Source organism: Streptomyces sp. NBC_01446, assembly GCF_026340095.1.
GTDB lineage: Bacteria > Actinomycetota > Actinomycetes > Streptomycetales > Streptomycetaceae > Streptomyces > Streptomyces aureus.
On record NZ_JAPEPO010000001.1, the window covers coordinates 1,543,206 to 1,560,027 of the forward strand.

Sequence of the window (16,822 nt, forward strand, 5' to 3'; positions counted from 1 at the left end):
CCGAGTCCCTTACGCGGGGAGGAAGTTGATCGGGTGGTCGTCGGTGGCCCACAGGTACTGGACGGCGTACGCACGCCATGGGCGCCAGGAAGCGGCCCGCGCGGTGAGCGCGGCCGGGGTGTGGGGCAGCCCCAACTCCTGTGCGGCGCGCCGCATTCCGAGGTCGGTCGGCAGGAAGGCGTCCGGGTCGCCGAGGGCGCGCATCGCGATGACCTCAACTGTCCACGGCCCGAAGCCGGGCAGCGCCATGAGCCGGTCGCGGGCCTCGTCCCAGTCGCTCTCGGGGCCGAGGACGAGGGTGCCGTCCACGAGTTCGCGCACCAGCGTGGTCAAGGTGGTGCGGCGGCTGCGCGGCAGGGCGAGCGCCTCGGGGTCGAGGGCCGCCAGGGCCGCCGGTGAGGGGAAGAGGTGGGTGAGGCCGCCCTCGGGGTCGTCGACGGGCTCGCCGTGCGCGGTGACGAGGCGGGCGGCGTGGGTGCGGGCGGCGGCCGTGGACACCTGCTGGCCGAGCACGGCGCGGACCGCGAACTCGGGCTCGTCGACGGTGCGCGGCACCCGGCGGCCCGGCGCCTTGTCGACGAGCGGCGCGAGCAGCGGGTCGGCGCGCAGCTGCTCGTCGACGGCGACGGGGTCGGCGTCGAGGTCGAGCATGCGGCGGCAGCGGCTGATCGCGACGGTCAGATCGCGCTGGTCGGTGAGGACGAGGCGGCAGCCGATGTGGTCGGGGGCGGGTGTGAGGGTCACGATGCCGTGCCCGTAGGGGAGGCGCAGCGTGCGCCGGTACGCGCCGTCGCGCCACTCCTCGACGCCCGGTACGGCGGTCGCGGCGAGGTGACCGAAGAGGTTGTCGGGGTTGAGCGGGGCGCGGAACGGCAGGCGCAGCGTTATCGCGCCGGGCGCCACGGCACCGTTCCTGGGCGCGCGGGTGCGCAGCTCGCTCGGGGAGAGCGCGAAGACCTCGCGGACCGTGTCGTTGAAGGTGCGGATCGAGGAGAAGCCGGCGGCGAACGCGATGTCGGCCATCGGCAGCCCGGTCGTCTCGACGAGGATGCGCGCGGTCTGCGCGCGCTGGGCGCGGGCCAGAGCGAGGGGCCCCGCGCCCAGCTCGGCGAGGAGCTGGCGCTCGACCTGGCGGGTGCTGTAGCCGAGGCGTCCGGCGAGGCCGGGCACGCCCTCGCGGTCGACGACGCCGTCGCCGATGAGGCGCATGGCGCGGGCCACCAGGTCGGCGCGCTGGTTCCACTCCGGGGAGCCGGGGCTCGTGTCGGGGCGGCAGCGCTTGCAGGCCCGGAATCCAGCCTGCTGACAGGCCGCGGCGCTGGGCAGGAAGGTCATGTTCTCGGGCTTCGGAGGCACTACCGGGCAGCTGGGCCTGCAGTAGATCCGGGTCGTCAGGACGGCGGTGAAGAACCAGCCGTCGAAGCGGGCGTCCTTGGACTGGACGGCCCGGACGCATCGGTCGGTGTCGGTGTGCATGAGGCAAGCATGGCCGAAGGCCGCCGCCCCCGGCTGGCGAGAATCCGACATCAATGTGTGCGCCGGTCCAGCCTTCGACGGAGAGCTGTCAGTCGGCGAGGGCCTCGGCGAAGGCCGCGTACGCCCTGTCGTCGAAGAGGACGAACCGCACTTCTTCGACCGGCGGCCCGGCGACCTCCCGCACGGTGCGGACCGCGATGCGCGCCCCGTCGTCCAGCGGCCAGCCGTAGATCCCGGTCGAGATCGCGGGGAAGGCCACGGTCCGCGCGCCGAGCCCGGCCGCCACGCGCAGCGACTCGCGGTAGCAGGAGGCGAGCAGCTCGGACCGGTCCAGGGACGCGGACCAGACCGGGCCGACGGTGTGGATCACATGCCCGGCGTCCAGGTTCCCGGCCGTCGTGGCGACCGCCTGTCCGGTGGCCAGGCCCTTTCCATAGTGCGAGGCGCGGAGTCTGCGGCACTCGGCGAGGATCTCGGGGCCGCCGCGCCGGTGGATCGCGCCGTCGACACCGCCGCCGCCGAGCAGCGAGGAGTTGGCCGCGTTCACGATCGCGTCGGCGGTCTCGGCGGTGATGTCGCCCTTGACCAGGGTGATTCGTGTCATGACGCGCGGATCCTCCTCCACACGGCCTTGGCCGCGTTGTGCCCAGACATGCCGTGGACGCCCGGCCCCGGCGGGCTCGCGGACGAGCAGATGAAGACGGCGGGGTGCGGCGTCGTGTACGGCGACAGGGACAGCTTCGGCCGCAGCAGCAGCTGGAGCCCGCTCACCGCGCCGCAGGCGATGTCACCGCCCACATAGTTCGCGTTCCGCGCGGCCAGCTCGGGCGGCCCCGCGGTGGCCCGCGCCAGGATCCGGTCGCGGAACCCGGGCGCGAAGCGCTCCAGCTGCCGCTCGACGGCGTCGGTGAGGTCGCCGTCCCAGCCGCTCGGGACATGCCCGTACGCCCAGAAGACGTGCTTGCCCGCCGGGGCTCTGGAGGGGTCCATGACACTGGGCTGGACGGTGATGAGGAAGGGCTTGTCCGGGGCGCGGCCCTCGCGGGACGCGGCGCGCAGGGCCGCCGCGATGTCACGGCTGCCGGGCCCGACCTGGACGGTGCCCGCGCTCCGGGCCTCCTTCGCCGTCCATGGCACGGGTCCGTCGAGCGCGTAGTCGAGCTTGAAGACGCTCGCGCCGTACCGGAAGCGCTCGTAGTAGCCGCCGAGCCCGGCGACGCGGGCGAGCGCCGTGGGCGAGGTGTCGAAGATGTAGGCGCGGGCGGGCGGCAGGTCGTCGAGACGCTTGACCTCGTAGTTCGTGTGGACGGCTCCGCCGAGGTCCTTGAGGTACGCGGTGAGCGCGTCGGAGATCGACTGTGAGCCGCCGCGGGCGACGGGCCAGCCGCGTGCGTGGCCGGCGAGCGCGAAGACGAGGCCGACCGCTCCCGTGCCGAGGCCGCCGAGCGGGGCGATGGCGTGGGCGACGAGGCCGGAGAACAGGGCGCGCGCCCGGTCGTCGCGGAAGCGGCGCATCAGCCAGGTGGACGGTGGAAGCCCCGCCAGCCCGAAGCGGGCCAGGGTGAGCGGGTCGCGCGGCAGGGTGGTCAGCGGCAGCGCCATGAAGTCCCGCACGAGGGCGTCCCACTTGGGCAGGAGAGGTGCGACGAGACGGCGGTAGGCGCCCGCGTCGTGCGGCCCGAACGAGGCGGCCGTCTCGGCGACGGAGCGTGACAGTACGGCCGCGCTGCCGTCGGGGAAGGGGTGTGCCATGGGGAGCTCGGCGTGCAGCCACTCCAGGCCGTACCGGTCCAGCGGCATGTCCCTGAACGCGGGCGAGTTGATCCCCAGAGGGTGAGCGGCCGAGCACGGGTCGTGGCGGAATCCGGGGAGGGTGAGCTCCTCGGTGCGCGCGCCTCCGCCGACGGTGTCCATGGCCTCGAAGACGGCCACGGAGAGGCCTCGGCGGGCCAGCTCCACGGCAGCGGTCAGTCCGTTCGGTCCCGCACCCACGACGACTGCATCGAGCATCGACGGCACCTTCGGACTCCTTTGTCAGCCGAGGCCACTGGCCGACAGGATATGCCGGAGGGCTGACAGAGCCGGGGCTCGGGGCGATCCCGGACGGGCTGCGCGGGGGTGCGCCGAGGGTCGGCGCAGGTCATGGGCGCGGGCGCCCGCCAGGCGCCCGGCCGCCGGGTCACTCGCCGCCGAGCAGGTCCACCACGCGCCGGGCGGTGGCCTTGTCCCGGGCAGCCGTGAACGGCAGTGCGTTCCCCCCGGTGATCCGGAAGGGCTCGCCCGCCTTCGTCAGGTGTGTGCCGCCCGCCTCCTCGACGAGCAGCAGCCCCGCCGCGTGGTCCCAAGCCGCTTCCCATGAGAAGGCGGTGGCGTCCAACTCGCCGCGGGCGACGGCCAGATACTCGAGGCCGGCCGAGCCGCACGGGCGCGGGCGCACCCCGTCGGTCCACAGGCCCAGGAGGTCGCGCTTCTGCGCGTCCGTCGTGTAGTCGGGGTGCGACGTCGCCACGTCGATGGACTCGTCCGCACCGGGCGAACCGGCGTGCAGCGCCTCGCCGTTGAGCCAGGCCCCCTTGCCACGGACCGCCACGGCGAACTCGCCGAGCGCGGGTGCGAACGTCCAGGAGGCGAAGACCGTGCCGTGCTGGGCGAGCGCGACGAGCATGCAGAATCCGGGGTCTCCGTGGACGAACTGGCGGGTGCCGTCGACCGGGTCGACGATCCACACCGGGGCGTCCTCGCCTATCGCGTCGTAGATCGCGTAGTCGGCGTGCACCGCCTCCTCGCCGACCACGACGGAGCCGGGCAGCAGGGCGCCCAGTTCACGCGTCAGATATTCCTCGGCCAGCCGGTCGGCCGTGGTCACGAGGTCGTGCGGGCCGCTCTTCTGGGCTACGTCACCCTCGGCGAGCTGCCGGAAGCGGGGCATCACCTCTGCGGCGGCCGCGGCGCGCACGGCGCGCTCCACCTCGGTGACCCCGTGTGCGAGAAAGTCGTCGATGCTTTCCGTCGTTGCCTGTGCTTCGATCATGCGTCCATGAGAGCACGCTCCACTGACAATTCGTACCTGCCCGGTGTACGAGGGGTGGAATCCCCGTGAAAACCGCGGAACCCCACCCCTGATCCGTCCGTACACCGCCTGATCCGTCAGCGGCCGACGGCGTACCCCTGCATCCCGCGCGGGTTGGCCGCGGCCGACAGGACGCCGGTCTCCGGGTCGCGGGCGACGGCGCACAGGCGGCCCTCCGACCAGGGCTCGCCGACCGTCACGTCATGGCCGCGGCGGCGCAGCTCCTCCACGACGTCCTCGCCGACGCGGGACTCGACGGTGACGCTGCCGGGCCGCATGCCGCGCGGGTAGAAGGAGCCGGGGAAGGAGTCGTTGTGCCAGTTCGGGGCGTCGACCGCGCCCTGGAGGTCGAGCCCGCCGCGCACGGCCGCGCGCAGGGCGACGGCGAGGAAGAAGTGGACCTGCCACTGGTCCTGCTGGTCTCCTCCGGGCGTGCCGAACGCGAGGACCGGCACCCCGTCCTTCAGGGCGAGAGAGGGCGTCAGCGTCGTACGGGGACGGCGTCCCGGTGTGAGCGAGTTCGGCAGGTCCTCCTCCAGCCAGGCCATCTGCAGACGGGTGCCGAGCGGGAAGCCGAGCTCGGGCGCGACGGGGTTCGACTGGAGCCAGCCGCCGGAGGGCGTCGCGGCGACCATGTTGCCCCACCGGTCGACGATGTCGAGGTGGCAGGTGTCGCCACGGGTCGCGCCGTCCGCGGCGACCTCCTGGTCACCGCTCTTGGCGACGGTGGGCTCACCGGCTCCGGCGCCCGCGATCCCCATGGCGTCGAACCCGTCGTCCCCCGCGGCCACGGCGTGCGCGTGCGCGGAGATGCGCGGTTCGGTGCCGCGCGGGCTGCCCGGCCGCAGCTCGTGGGACGCCTTGTCGCCGATGAGGGCGCGTCGCGCGGCGTTGTACTCGTCGGACAGGAGCTCGGCGACGGGCACGTCCCCGGGGCCCGCGTCCCCGTACCAGGCCTCACGGTCGGCCATGGCGAGCTTGCAGCCCTCGATGAGCAGGTGGACGTACTCGGCGGAGCCGTACGCGGGCAGCTCGTCGGGAAGGAGGGCGAGCTGCTGGAGGAAGGCGGGGCCCTGGCTCCAGCCGCCGGCCTTGCACAGGGTCCAGCCGTTCCAGTCGTACGTGGCGGGCGCCTCGTAGGTCGCGGACCAACCGGCCAGGTCGGCGGCGGTGAGCGTGCCGGTGTGGTGGGTGCCGCTGGTGTCCATGGTGGGCCGGCCGGCCTGCCGGACGAGCGCCTCGGCGATGAAGCCCTCGCGCCAGATCGCGCGGGCGGCCTCGATCTCGGCGACACGCTTGTCGCCGGCGTCGCCCGCTTCGCCCGCGATCTCCTCGGCCTCCTCGATGACGCGCCGCCACGTCGCGGCGAGCTGCGGGTTGCGGAAGAGCTCCCCGGGCTTCGGGGAGGCGCCGTCCTTGAGGTAGACCTCGGCCGAGGAGGGCCACTCGTTCTCGAAGAGGGCGCGCACGGTCTCGACGGTCTCGCCGACGCGCTCCACGGGCGCGTGCCCGTCCTCGGCGTACCCGATGGCGTACCTCAGCACCTCTGCCAGGGACTTGGTGCCGTGGTCCTTCAGGAGGAGCATCCAGGCGTCGAAGGCGCCGGGCACGGCGGCGGCCAGGGGGCCGGTGCCGGGGACGAGATCGAGACCGAGGGAGCGGTAGTGGGCGACGGTGGCCCCGGCGGGCGCGACGCCCTGCCCGCACAGGACGCTGACGTCCCCGCCGGCGGGGGCGAGGATGATCGGGACCTCACCGGCGGGGCCGTTCAGGTGGGGTTCGACGACGTGCAGGACGAAGCCCGCGGCGACGGCGGCGTCGTAGGCGTTGCCACCGCTCTCCAGGACGGCCATGGCCGACTGGGAGGCGAGCCAGTGGGTGGACGAGACCATGCCGAAGGTGCCTTGCAGGGTCGGCCGGGTGGTGAACAAGGGTGGTGCTCCTCGGGCGTCAGGCGGATGCGGGGCGGCTGTGAGGGATCGTACGAACTGAGGTGTCGGCGTCCGCGGGACGGGGTGCCGCGGCGTCGGGGGCGGTGCCGTCGTCGGCGACCAGGTGGCAGGACACCTCGCGGCCGCTGTCCAGGGTGCGCAGGGCCGGAACCTCGGTGCGGCAGCGGTCGACGGCGAGCGGGCAGCGCGTGTGGAAGCGGCAGCCGGGCGGCGGCGCCAGCGGGCTGGGGAGTTCGCCGCTGAGGACGATCCGTTCGCGGGTGCGCTGGGTGACCGGGTCGGGCACGGGCGCCGCGGACAGGAGGGCTTGTGTGTAGGGGTGCTTGGGGTCGGCGAACAGCTCGGCGGTGGGGGCCTGTTCGACGATCTGGCCGAGGTACATGACCGCGATCCGGTCGGCGAGGTACTCGACGGCGGCGAGGTCGTGGGTGATGAACAGGCAGCCGAAGCCGCGGTCGCGCTGGAGGTCGGCGAGCAGGTTGAGGACGGACGCCTGGACGGATACGTCGAGGGCGGACGTCGGCTCGTCGGCGACGAGGAGCGCCGGGTCGACCGACAGGGCGCGGGCGATGGAGATGCGCTGGCGCTGACCGCCGGACAGCTCGTGCGGGTGCCGGTCTGCGTGCTCGGGGCGCAGGCCCACCTGGGCGAGGAGTTCCGCCACGCGCGCGCGTGCCGCCTCGCCCTTCGCGACGCCGTGCAGCCGCAGCGGTTCGGCGACGATCTGTCCGACGGTCATGCGCGGGTCGAGGGACGACGACGGGTCCTGGAAGACGAGGTGGAAGTCCTTGCGCAGGGGGCGCAGGGAGCGCCGGGACATGGTCGTCACGTCGGTGCCGTTGATGCGTACGGTGCCGCCGGTGGGCTCGTCCAGGCGTACGGCGCAGCGTCCGACGGTGGACTTGCCGCTGCCCGACTCCCCGACGAGGCCGACGACCTCGCCGCGGTCGACGGTCAGGGTGACGCCGTCGGCGGCGCGTACGGTGCCGCCCGACGCGGTGAAGTGCCGCTCCAGGGCATTGAGTTGCAGGACCGGGGTGCTCACTGTGCGGCCTCCTGGAGGGTGTTCGGGTGCCAGCAGGCGGCCAGGTGCGGGGCGCCGTCTCCGGCGTCGTCGGTGTCGGACTTGAAGCCGGGCCTGGCCGTTGTGCACCGCTCGTCGGCGCGGGCGCAGCGCGGGGCGAAGGTGCAGGCGTCGGGCTGGGAGTCGAGGCTCGGCACGAGGCCGGGGATCTCGGGCAGGCGCCGCTTGCCGCCACCGTCCGCGGCAGCCGAGGCGCCGGGCCGCAGGACCGCCGAAAGGAGTCCGCGGGTGTACGGGTGGCGGGGCGCCGCGAACAGCTCGTCCACGGGCGCCTGTTCGACGGGCCGGCCCGCGTACATGACGAGGACGCGGTCGGCGATGTCGGCGACGACGCCGAGGTCGTGCGTGATGAGGACGATCGCCGTGCCGAGGCGTTCGCGCAGCGACTGGAGGACCTCCAGGATGCCTGCCTGCACGGTGACGTCGAGGGCGGTGGTCGGCTCGTCGGCGATGAGGACGGCCGGGTCGCAGGCGACCGCGATGGCGATCATCACGCGCTGGCGCATACCGCCGGAGAGCTGGTGCGGGTACTCGTCGACGCGCTGGGCCGGGGCGGGGATGCCCACGAGGTCGAGGAGTTCGACGGCACGCGCGCGTGCCTCCTTCTTGCTCAGGCCCTGGTGGCGGCGGAGCACCTCGCCGATCTGCCGGCCGATGGTGAGGACCGGGTTCAGGGAGGTCATCGGCTCCTGGAAGATCATCGCGATGTCCTTGCCGCGGATCTTCCCGTACGCCTTGTCGTCGCCGCCCGCGAGTTCGCGTGTCCCGAGCCTGATCGACCCGGTGATGTGCGCGGTGGGCGGGAGCAGGCCCATGACGGCCATGGAGGTGACGGACTTGCCGCAGCCCGACTCGCCCACCACGGCGAGGACCTCACCGGCCGCGAGGTCGTACGAGACGTGGTCGACGGCGTGGACGGTGCGGGCGTCGGTGCGGAACGACACCGACAGGTCCCGGACGCTGAGCACGGCTTCGGGGTTCGGGCTCATCGGGTCGCTCCACGGGGGTCGAGTACGTCACGCAGGCCGTCGCCGAGCAGGTTGAACGCCAGGGTCGCGGCGACGACGGCGAGGCCGGGGAAGACCGCCATCCAGGGCGCGGGAGCGAGGAAGGCCTGGGCGGAGGACAGCATCACGCCGAGGGACGGCTCGGGCGGCTGGACGCCGAGGCCGAGGAAGCTGAGCAGGGCCTCGCCGATGATCGCGGCGGGGATGCCGACGGTGGCCTGGACGACGAGCGCCGAGGTCGCGTTGGGCAGGATGTGACGGAACAGGACGGTGCCGTCCCCTCCCCCGTTGGCGACGGCCGCGGCGACGTAGTCGACGTGCTTGAGCCGCAGGGTCTCCGCGCGGGTGATGCGGATGACGGCCGGGATCTGCGAGATGCCGATCGCGATGGTCGCGTTGGTGAGGGACGGGCCGAGGACCGCGGCGAGACCGACGGCGAGGACCAGAAACGGGAACGCGAGCATCGTGTCGGTCACGCGCGACACGACGCTGTCGGCGACCTTGCCGTAGTACCCGGCGAGCAGCCCGAGGGGGACGCCGACGACGAACGCGAGGATCACCGCGAGGACGCCGACCTGCATGGACGCGCGGGCGCCGAACACGACGCGGGAGAGCTGGTCGCGGCCGAGGTCGTCGGTGCCGAGCCAGTGCGACCAGTCGGGCGCGGCGAGCACGTTGCCGAAGTCGGGCTGCGCCGGGTCGTACGGGGCGACGAGCGGGGCGAGGAGCGCGGCCAGGACGAAGACTCCGGCGATGACACCGCCGGTCATCGCGAGCCGGTTCTTGCGCAGGGCGCGCAGTTTGGCGCTGCCCGCGGCACGCGAACGGACAGCTGTCAGGGAAAGGGCCGTGGTCACTTGGCGCCTCCGAGCCGGATGCGCGGGTCGATGACCGAGTACGCGACGTCGACCAGCAGGTTGATGAGGATGTAGGCGGCGGAGGTGCACAGCACCACGCCCTGGAGGGTCGCGTAGTCGCGGGTGAAGACGGCGTCGATGGTGAGTTTGCCGAAGCCGGGCAGGACGAAGATCTGCTCGGTGACGACGGCGCCCGAGATGAGGTGGCCGAGTTGGAGTCCGAGCACGGTCACCACGGTGACCAGGGAGTTCCTCAGCGCGTGGCCGCCGATGACCTCGCGGCGCGTCAGCCCCTTGGCGCGGGCGGTGCGCACGTAGTCGGCGGAGAGGGAGTCGAGCATCGCGGCCCTGGTCTGGCGCATGACGACGGCGGCGAGCCCGGAGCCGAGGACGATCGCGGGCAGCACCATGCGGCGCAGGTTGTCGAGCGGGTCGGTGCCGAAGGGGACGTATCCGGAGGCGGCGAAGACCGGGACGGCGATGGCGAACGCGAGGACCAGGACCATGCCGAGCCAGAAGGTGGGGACCGAAAGGCCGAGCAGGGCGAGGCCGTTGGCGATCCACTCGGCGGGCCTGCCGCGGCGGACGGCGGCGACGATGCCCGCCCCGATGCCCAGCACGACCGCCAGCAGGAGGGAGAGCGCGGCGAGTTCGAGGGTGACGGGCAGGGCCTGGCCGATGGCGTCGGAGACCGGCAGGCCGGTGCGCGACGAGGTGCCGAGGTCGCCGGTGAGGGCGTGCCCGATGAACCGGCCGTACTGGATGACGATGTTGTCGTCGAGGCCGTACTCGGCGCGGATCGCGGCGAGCGCGGCGGGGCTGCGCTCCTCGCCCGCGAGCGCGAGGGCCGGGTCGCCGGGCAGCGCGCGGATGCCGGCGAAGACGACGATCGAGACGAGGAAGAGGGTGATGACGGACTGGCGTACGCGGGTCAGCACGTACGCGGCCATGGGGTGCCCCGCGAAGAGGCCGGCACGCGCCTTCGGCAGGGCTATGTCACTGGTCGTCACTTGGTGTACCCCGCATCCTTCACGCGGACGAGGCCGTCGCCGTAGACGCGGATGCCCGCGACGTCCTTCCCTGCGACGACGTAGTTCTTCTGGCGGTAGAGGTAGACGAGCGCGTGGGCGTCGTTCGCGCGGCGGGTCAACTCGCCGTATATCTTGGCGCGTTCAGCGGGGTCGGCCTCGGTGCGTCCGCGCTCGATGAGGGCGTCGGTCTCGTCGTCCGAGAAGCCGTAGGCGTTCATGGCACCCTTCGTCTGCAGGAAGCTCGCGATGTTGCCGTCCGGGTCGAGGCGCCCGGACCAGCCGCTGGTGAAGGCGTCGTAGTGGCCGGAGTCGGTCTCTTCGAGCATCGTCGCGTACTCGGTGGGGCGCAGGGAGACGGCGAAGCCGGCCTCCTTGGCCATGGCCTGGACGACCTGGCCGAGACGGCTGTTCTCGGGTGTGGTGGACGTCTTGAGTTCGATCTTGAGCGGGGTCTTCACGCCCGCCGCCTTGAGCAGCCGCTTCGCCTTGGCGACATCGCGCTTGGGGCAGGCGGAGGCCGCGACGCCGGGCGCGATGGCGGATTCGGGTGAGACGGGCCCGCAGGCGGGCTCGTACATGCCCTGGAAGACGACCTTGTTGATCAGGTCGCGGTCGATGGACAGCTCGAAGGCCTCCCGCACGCGCACGTCGCGCGCGAGGGGGGTGTCGAGCTTGCCGGGCTTCTCACCGAGGCCCTTGACGTTGCCGACGTTGAGCCCGATGCCCTGGTAACCGAGCGAGGGCGAGTTGAACAGCTGGAGCTTGGGCTCGGTGAGCGCGCTCTTCACGTCCACGGGGGCCATCTGGTCGCCCACCTGGATGTCGCCGGAGCGGAGGTTGGCGAGGCGGACGCTGCCGTCGGGGATCGGCTTGTAGATCACCTTGTCGAGGTGGACGTCGCGCGCGTCGTAATAGTTCGGGTCCTTGGCGAGCACGATGCGGTCGCCGCCGACGCGCTCGACGAACTTGAACGGGCCCACGCAGGAGGGGTGGTTGGTGAAGTTCTTGCCGTACTTCTTGAGCGCGGCCGGGGACATCACCATGCCGGAGCGGTCGGCGAGCACGGCGGTGAGCGGGACGTAGGCCTGCTTGAGGGTGAGCTTCACGGTGTACGCGCCGGTGGCCTCGGCCGCCTTCAGCGGGGCGAGTTCGGTGGCACGGGCCGATCCCGGCAGATCGCGGTGGCGCAGCAGCGAGGTGACGACGGCGGCCGCGTCGAGGGCGGTGCCGTCGCTGAACTTCAGGCCCTTGCGGACGGAGAAGGTGACGGTGCGGCCGTCGGGCGAGGTCTTCGGCAGGGCGGTGGCGAGCTGCGGGACGACCTTGCCCGCCCCGTCGACGTCGTAGAGCTTCTCGCACATTCCGGCGAAGACCGTGCGGCCTACGAGGGTCTGGGCGAGCGAGGGGTCGAGTTTGTCCGGGTCCGCGTTGAGGGCGACGGTGAGCGTGCCGCCGTCCCGTACGGGCCGGTCGTCGGTCATGCGCTCCCCGCCGACCTCGGTGGCCGAGGACTGGAGGGAGCCGCAGCCCGCCGTTGTGGACAACACCAGGGCAACTGCCGTGACGGCAACAGCTGTTCGGCGCACGAGGAGATACCTCCGCCAGGGGACGAGTGTGCGGGACATCCTGTGGATGATCCGTGTGTGATCAAGGAATACCGCAGAACGTATTTCGCATACAGTCCACAGGCAAGGGGGTTGTCCGCATGGCGGAACACATTTGATGAAGATTGAATAACCGGCCCCGACAAAGAAGGTCACAAGGTCCCAAGCGGCCGGAACGGGCACGTCCGACCGGAACGGGCACAGGATGTCGGGTCCGCGACCATGGGTCCTCCCTAGCGTGAGCGATGTCAACAGGAAGGAGCCCGGGGTGCTTGACCGGCTCAACGAGGCCATGGACCACATCGAGCGCCACCTCGACCGGCGGATCGACATCGCCGATCTGGCCCGGATCGCGGCGACGTCGGAGTACCACTTCCGGCGGATGTTCTCGGCGCTCGCGGGGCTGCCGCTCTCCGAGTACATCCGGCGCAGGCGGCTGACCGTCGCGGGCGCGGAGGTGCTCGCCGGGGAGCCGACGCTCCTCGAGATCGCGGTGCGCTACGGCTACGGCTCGGGCGAGGCGTTCGCACGGGCCTTCCGGGGGCTGCACGGCGTGGGCCCCGGCGAGGCCAGGCGGACCGGTGCGGCCCTGCGGTCCCAGCCCCGGATGTCCTTCCGTCTCATCGTCGAAGGGAGCAGCACCATGCGATACCGAGTGATGGAGAAGCCCGAGTTCCACGTGGTCGGCAGGAAGGCACGGGTCCCCCTCGTCCACGAGGGCGTGAATCCGGCGATCGCCGACTTCATCAGGGGCATCGACAAGAAGACCGTGCGCCGGATCCACGCGCTGTCCGACCAGGAGCCCGAGGGGATCGTCTCGGTGAGCGACGACCTCGACCCCAGCCGCGCGGAGGGCACCGAACTCGACTACTACCACGCGGTGGTGGCCTCCGCCGCCGGCCCCGACGACCTGGACACCCTCGCCGTCCCGGCCGGCACATGGGCCGTCTTCGACAGCTCGGGCCCGTTCCCGCTGACCCTCCAGCATCTGTGGCGGGACGTGTTCACCCAGTGGTTCCCGTCCAACCCCTACCGGAGCAGGCCGGGCCCCGAGATCCTCAGCACACGCCTGTCACCCGACGCGGCACAGGCGGACGCGCAGCTGTGGATCCCGGTCGAGCGGGAGTAGTCCCCGTACGGGCTCGAACCGGAAGCGCCCCGCGGGTCACCGTGTGCGTGCCGCGACCAGGCCCGACTCCTGGGCGAACACGACTGGCCCTGACCGCGTACGCGGACCACCCCTTTGGGGTGAAGGCGCGGCGGTGCGGACGTACTGAACTGCGCGTGAGACGCATGAGGGGCAAGGGGGCGGTGTTGCCACGGGGCAACTCGTGTGACACTGGCGTCCCCTCCCCCTCGCACAAGGGGCGTACGCCGTGCGTTCTCTCCCTCTCCCCCTCGCGCTGACCGTGCGGGTCCTGCCGGTCGTGGTGCTCGCGTGCGCCGGCTGGGCCTGGACGTCCGGCCCGATGGCGGACTCGTCCGCGCAGCCCGCCGCCGCCCCGCAGCCCTCGCCGAAGCGTGCCGCGCAGTCGGCGGGGTCCTCGACGAGCCGCGCCTACGACAAGCCGCCCGAGCCGTGCTCCGCCGTCACGGCGAACACGGTCGCGGACCTGGTGCCGAAGGCCGACCCGGCGGGCAAGGAACTGGCCGCCGCCGACCGTTCGTTGCGCCGCGGCTGCTCGTGGAGCGCGCTGAAGGACTACGACTACCGCTGGCTCGACGTCTCCTTCGAGATCAAGGAGTCGGCCGCCGCGGCGAACACCTCCTTCGCCGTGCGTGGCAAGGGCGAAGCGGCGCCCGGCCTCGGTGACGAGGCCAGGATCGCCGTCGCCCTCACCACGCACGACAAGCAGAACACCCGGGAGGCCGTGGTGACGGTCAGGGCCGGCAACGCCCTGGTGACCGTCACCTACAACGGCAGCAACTTCGAGTCCCACGGCGCACCCCCGACGGACGGCATCTACAAGGGCGCCCTGAAGGCGGCCGGGGACGCGGTGGCGGCGCTGACCGGCAAGAAATCCAGCTGAGTCGGGCGGGTACCGGCTAGATCCGGGCCCCGCGCGCCTTGGTCAGAGCCACGTAGAGGATCAGCGATGACCCGAGCCCGACCGCCCAGCCGTAGTCCGCCAGCGGCTTGAGGAACGGGATCAGGCCGTCCACCGGGAACGGGCCCTGCTTGGCGCCCTTCGCGTCGACTGTCGAGTACGAACCGCCGACCGCGAGGACGCCGCCCACGGCGAAGGCGACCACCGCGTTCCAGTTCCAGCCGCCCGAGTACCAGTACCGGCCGTTCGGCAGATACAGGTCGGCGAGGTGGAGCACCGTGCGGCGGATGATCCAGTAGTCGGCGATGAGGATGCCGGCGACGGTGCCGAGCAGTCCGCCGACGACGCCGAGCCAGGTGAAGATGTACAGCTCGGGCGTGGACGTCAGTTTCCACGGCATGACGAGGACGCCGATGACCCCGGTGATCAGTGCGCCGGTGCGGAAGTTGATGAGCTTGGGTGCGAGGTTCGCCAGGTCGTACGCGGGTGAGACGACGTTCGCCGCGATGTTCACGGAGATGGTCGCGACGAAGACCGTGATGAGCGCGAACAGCAGGCCGAAGACGTTGTCGGTCTTGCCGGCGAGCGCGACCGGGTCCCAGATCGCGGCGCCGTAGACCTTCTCGGATCCGGACGTCACCAGGACGGACATCAGGGCGAACAGCGTCATCGTCGTCGGCAGGCCGAGGGTCTGCCCCCAGACCTGGGCGCGCTGGCCTTTGCCGAAGCGCGTGAAGTCCGGGATGTTGAGGCTGAGTGTGCTCCAGAAGCCGATCATGCCCATGAGGCCGGGGAAGAAGATCTTCCAGAAGTCGGCGCCCCAGCCGACCTGGGACGGCTCGTCGAGGAGCGTACCGAAGCCGCCCGCCTTGTTCGCGATCCACACGAGCAGGACGACCGCGCCCACGAGGACGAAAGGCGCCGCCCAGTTCTCGAAGCGGCGCAGGGTGTCCATGCCGCGGTAGATGATGGCGAGTTCGAGGACCCAGAAGAGCACGAAGCACAGCCACAGGGTCCACGGGTAGCCGCCGACCTTCGACACGTCGGCCCAGCCGCCGAAGACCTTCCCCAGCAGGACGAACACGCCCTGCCCGCCGATCCAGGTCTGGATGCCGAACCAGCAGCAGGCCACCGCCGCCCGGATCAGCGCGGGCAGATTGGCGCCCCGCAGGCCGAACGAGGCGCGGGCGAGGACGGGGAAGGGTATGCCGTACTTGGGTCCCGCGTGCCCGGTGAGCAGCATCGGCAGGAGCACGATGACGTTGGCGAGGGCGATGGTGAGGACGGCCTGTTTCCAGTCCATGCCCAGCGCGACGAGGCCCGAGGCGAGGGTCCAGGACGGGATGCAGTGGGCCATGCCGATCCACAGGGCCACGAAGTTGTAGGTGGTCCAGCGGCGTTCGGCGAGGGGAACGGGCCGCAGGTCGTCGTTGGCGTAGCGGCTGTCGGAGGGGTAGGCGTCGGCGCTGAGGTCGATGCCGCCGCCCGCGGGCAGCGTGGGTGGCGCGGTGTCGGTCATGAGCAGGCCATTCGTTCGGGAGCCGGGGGCTCGGACAGCGGGGAGGTGCGAACGGGCCGTGCGGGTGCGGGCGGTGGGGACCCTGGCGGGGAGGACGGGGTGACGGGGTGTACCGAGATGGGGCTCAGGCGTTGCCCACGGGATCGCCTCAGGCGTTCACCGCCGCGATGATGTGCTCCCCGTACGCGTCGATCACCTCCTCCTTCGCGTCGTGCATCGCGTAGAGCGCGAACTGGTCGACGCCGAGGTCCCGCAGGGCGCGCAGCTTCTCGACGTGGTCCTGTGCGGTGCCGATGACGCAGAACCGGTCGACGATCTCGTCCGGTACGAACGCCGTGTCGGGGTTCCCGGTCCTGCCGTGGTGGGCGTAGTCGTAGCCCTGTCGGGCCTTGATGTAGTCGGTGAGTTCGTCGGGGACCATCGACGAGTGCTCGCCGTACTTGGTGACGAGGTCGGCGACGTGGTTGCCGACCATGCCGCCGAACCAGCGGCACTCCTGGCGCGCGTGGGCGAGGGCCTCGGGCGAGTCGTCGGCGGTGACGTAGGCGGGCGCCGCCACACAGATCTTCACCTCGGACGGGTCGCGGCCCGCGCCGGCGGCCGCGTCCCGTACGGCCTTGATCATGTACTGGGTCAGATACGGGTCGGCCAGCTGGAGGATGAAACCGTCGGCCTCCTCGCCTGCCATCTTCAGGGCCTTGGGCCCGTACGCGGCCATCCAGACCGGCAGTTGGGCGCCGTTCCGCACCCAGGGGAAACGGATGACCGTCCCTCCGAGGTCGGCCTCTTCGCCCCGGGCGAGCGCCCTGATGACCTTCATGGCCTCGCTGATCCGGGCGAGCGTGTTGGGCTTGCGTCCGGCGACGCGCATCGCGGAGTCGCCGCGGCCGATGCCGCAGATGGTGCGGTTGCCGTACATGTCGTTGAGGGTGGCGAAGGTGGAGGCGGTGACCTCCCAGGTGCGGGTGCCCGGGTTGGTGACCATCGGGCCGACGGTCAGGTGCGACGTCTCGGCCAGGATCCGGCTGTAGATGACGAAGGGTTCCTGCCACAGCACGGCCGAGTCGAAGGTCCACCCGTGGGTGAAGCCCTCGCGCTCGGCGCGCTGCATGAGGGAGACGACGCCGGAGGCCGGGGGGTCGGTCTGGAGGACGAGTCCGAAGTCCATGGGATC

At 71.9% G+C, this 16,822-nt stretch carries 14 protein-coding genes; 2 read left to right on the forward strand and 12 right to left on the reverse strand.

The window, feature by feature from the left end; genetic code table 11:
- Positions 1 to 9 precede the first annotated feature (9 nt).
- The 10 genes from OG456_RS06905 to OG456_RS06950 all read right to left on the reverse strand — a co-directional run bounded on the left by OG456_RS06905 (position 10) and on the right by OG456_RS06950 (position 12,102).
- On the reverse strand, positions 10 to 1,476 hold the full coding sequence (locus OG456_RS06905) for an AlkA N-terminal domain-containing protein (RefSeq protein ID WP_266558256.1): 1,467 nt from the start codon (positions 1,474 to 1,476) through the stop codon (positions 10 to 12).
- 88 nt (positions 1,477 to 1,564) lie between these two features.
- The gene (locus OG456_RS06910) at positions 1,565 to 2,080 is read right to left on the reverse strand and encodes an O-acetyl-ADP-ribose deacetylase (RefSeq protein WP_266558258.1); all 516 of its coding nucleotides are present in this window, start codon (positions 2,078 to 2,080) and stop codon (positions 1,565 to 1,567) included.
- Positions 2,077 to 3,486, reverse strand: a complete 1,410-nt coding sequence (locus tag OG456_RS06915; RefSeq protein ID WP_266558260.1) for an NAD(P)/FAD-dependent oxidoreductase — start codon at positions 3,484 to 3,486, stop codon at positions 2,077 to 2,079. The genes OG456_RS06910 and OG456_RS06915 overlap by 4 nt, the downstream gene beginning before the upstream one ends.
- 169 nt (positions 3,487 to 3,655) lie before the next feature.
- Positions 3,656 to 4,507, reverse strand: coding sequence for an inositol monophosphatase family protein (locus OG456_RS06920; RefSeq protein ID WP_266558262.1), 852 nt, complete (start codon positions 4,505 to 4,507; stop codon positions 3,656 to 3,658).
- 116 nt (positions 4,508 to 4,623) lie between these two features.
- Positions 4,624 to 6,477 carry a gamma-glutamyltransferase family protein gene (locus tag OG456_RS06925; protein WP_266558264.1) on the reverse strand — a complete coding sequence of 618 codons (1,854 nt, stop codon included), beginning with the start codon at positions 6,475 to 6,477 and terminating at the stop codon, positions 4,624 to 4,626.
- A gap of 19 nt (positions 6,478 to 6,496) precedes the next feature.
- The gene (locus OG456_RS06930) at positions 6,497 to 7,543 is read right to left on the reverse strand and encodes an ABC transporter ATP-binding protein (RefSeq protein ID WP_266558266.1); all 1,047 of its coding nucleotides are present in this window, start codon (positions 7,541 to 7,543) and stop codon (positions 6,497 to 6,499) included.
- Positions 7,540 to 8,571, reverse strand: coding sequence for an ABC transporter ATP-binding protein (locus tag OG456_RS06935; protein WP_266558268.1), 1,032 nt, complete (start codon positions 8,569 to 8,571; stop codon positions 7,540 to 7,542). Before OG456_RS06935 ends, OG456_RS06930 begins: the two co-directional genes overlap by 4 nt.
- Positions 8,568 to 9,389: an ABC transporter permease gene (locus OG456_RS06940; protein ID WP_266569099.1), complete on the reverse strand. Its 822-nt coding sequence runs from the start codon at positions 9,387 to 9,389 to the stop codon at positions 8,568 to 8,570. Before OG456_RS06940 ends, OG456_RS06935 begins: the two co-directional genes overlap by 4 nt.
- A gap of 53 nt (positions 9,390 to 9,442) precedes the next feature.
- Positions 9,443 to 10,396, reverse strand: coding sequence for an ABC transporter permease (locus OG456_RS06945; RefSeq protein ID WP_323136394.1), 954 nt, complete (start codon positions 10,394 to 10,396; stop codon positions 9,443 to 9,445).
- Between the two features lie 56 nt (positions 10,397 to 10,452).
- Entirely contained in the window at positions 10,453 to 12,102 is a 1,650-nt protein-coding gene (locus OG456_RS06950) for an ABC transporter substrate-binding protein (RefSeq protein WP_266558272.1), read from the reverse strand.
- Between the two features lie 247 nt (positions 12,103 to 12,349).
- Here OG456_RS06950 and OG456_RS06955 point away from each other — a divergent pair, with 247 nt between their 5' ends.
- Both OG456_RS06955 and OG456_RS06960 read left to right on the forward strand, forming a co-directional pair.
- On the forward strand, positions 12,350 to 13,210 hold the full coding sequence (locus OG456_RS06955; protein WP_266558274.1) for an AraC family transcriptional regulator: 861 nt from the start codon (positions 12,350 to 12,352) through the stop codon (positions 13,208 to 13,210).
- A gap of 247 nt (positions 13,211 to 13,457) precedes the next feature.
- Positions 13,458 to 14,111 (forward strand): hypothetical protein, encoded by a 654-nt coding sequence (locus OG456_RS06960; RefSeq protein WP_266558276.1) that lies wholly within the window; start codon positions 13,458 to 13,460, stop codon positions 14,109 to 14,111.
- A gap of 16 nt (positions 14,112 to 14,127) precedes the next feature.
- Here OG456_RS06960 and OG456_RS06965 read toward each other — a convergent pair whose 3' ends face one another.
- Positions 14,128 to 15,648, reverse strand: coding sequence for an NCS1 family nucleobase:cation symporter-1 (locus tag OG456_RS06965; protein ID WP_266558278.1), 1,521 nt, complete (start codon positions 15,646 to 15,648; stop codon positions 14,128 to 14,130).
- A 148-nt stretch (positions 15,649 to 15,796) separates the two neighbouring features.
- Positions 15,797 to 16,816 (reverse strand): TIGR03842 family LLM class F420-dependent oxidoreductase, encoded by a 1,020-nt coding sequence (locus OG456_RS06970; protein ID WP_266558280.1) that lies wholly within the window; start codon positions 16,814 to 16,816, stop codon positions 15,797 to 15,799.
- Positions 16,817 to 16,822: the final 6 nt, after the last annotated feature.

What these genes read in the sequence shown, in the direction of transcription:
- OG456_RS06905 (WP_266558256.1), bottom strand. Translation starts at nt 1,476, where the DNA reads ATGCACACCGACACCGACCGATGCGTCCGGGCCGTCCAGTCCAAGGAC.
- OG456_RS06910 (WP_266558258.1), bottom strand. Translation starts at nt 2,080, where the DNA reads ATGACACGAATCACCCTGGTCAAGGGCGACATCACCGCCGAGACCGCC.
- OG456_RS06915 (WP_266558260.1), bottom strand. Translation starts at nt 3,486, where the DNA reads ATGCTCGATGCAGTCGTCGTGGGTGCGGGACCGAACGGACTGACCGCT.
- OG456_RS06920 (WP_266558262.1), bottom strand. Translation starts at nt 4,507, where the DNA reads ATGATCGAAGCACAGGCAACGACGGAAAGCATCGACGACTTTCTCGCA.
- OG456_RS06935 (WP_266558268.1), bottom strand. Translation starts at nt 8,571, where the DNA reads ATGAGCCCGAACCCCGAAGCCGTGCTCAGCGTCCGGGACCTGTCGGTG.
- OG456_RS06945 (WP_323136394.1), bottom strand. Translation starts at nt 10,396, where the DNA reads ATGGCCGCGTACGTGCTGACCCGCGTACGCCAGTCCGTCATCACCCTC.
- OG456_RS06950 (WP_266558272.1), bottom strand. Translation starts at nt 12,102, where the DNA reads ATGTCCCGCACACTCGTCCCCTGGCGGAGGTATCTCCTCGTGCGCCGA.
- OG456_RS06965 (WP_266558278.1), bottom strand. Translation starts at nt 15,648, where the DNA reads ATGACCGACACCGCGCCACCCACGCTGCCCGCGGGCGGCGGCATCGAC.
- OG456_RS06970 (WP_266558280.1), bottom strand. Translation starts at nt 16,816, where the DNA reads ATGGACTTCGGACTCGTCCTCCAGACCGACCCCCCGGCCTCCGGCGTC.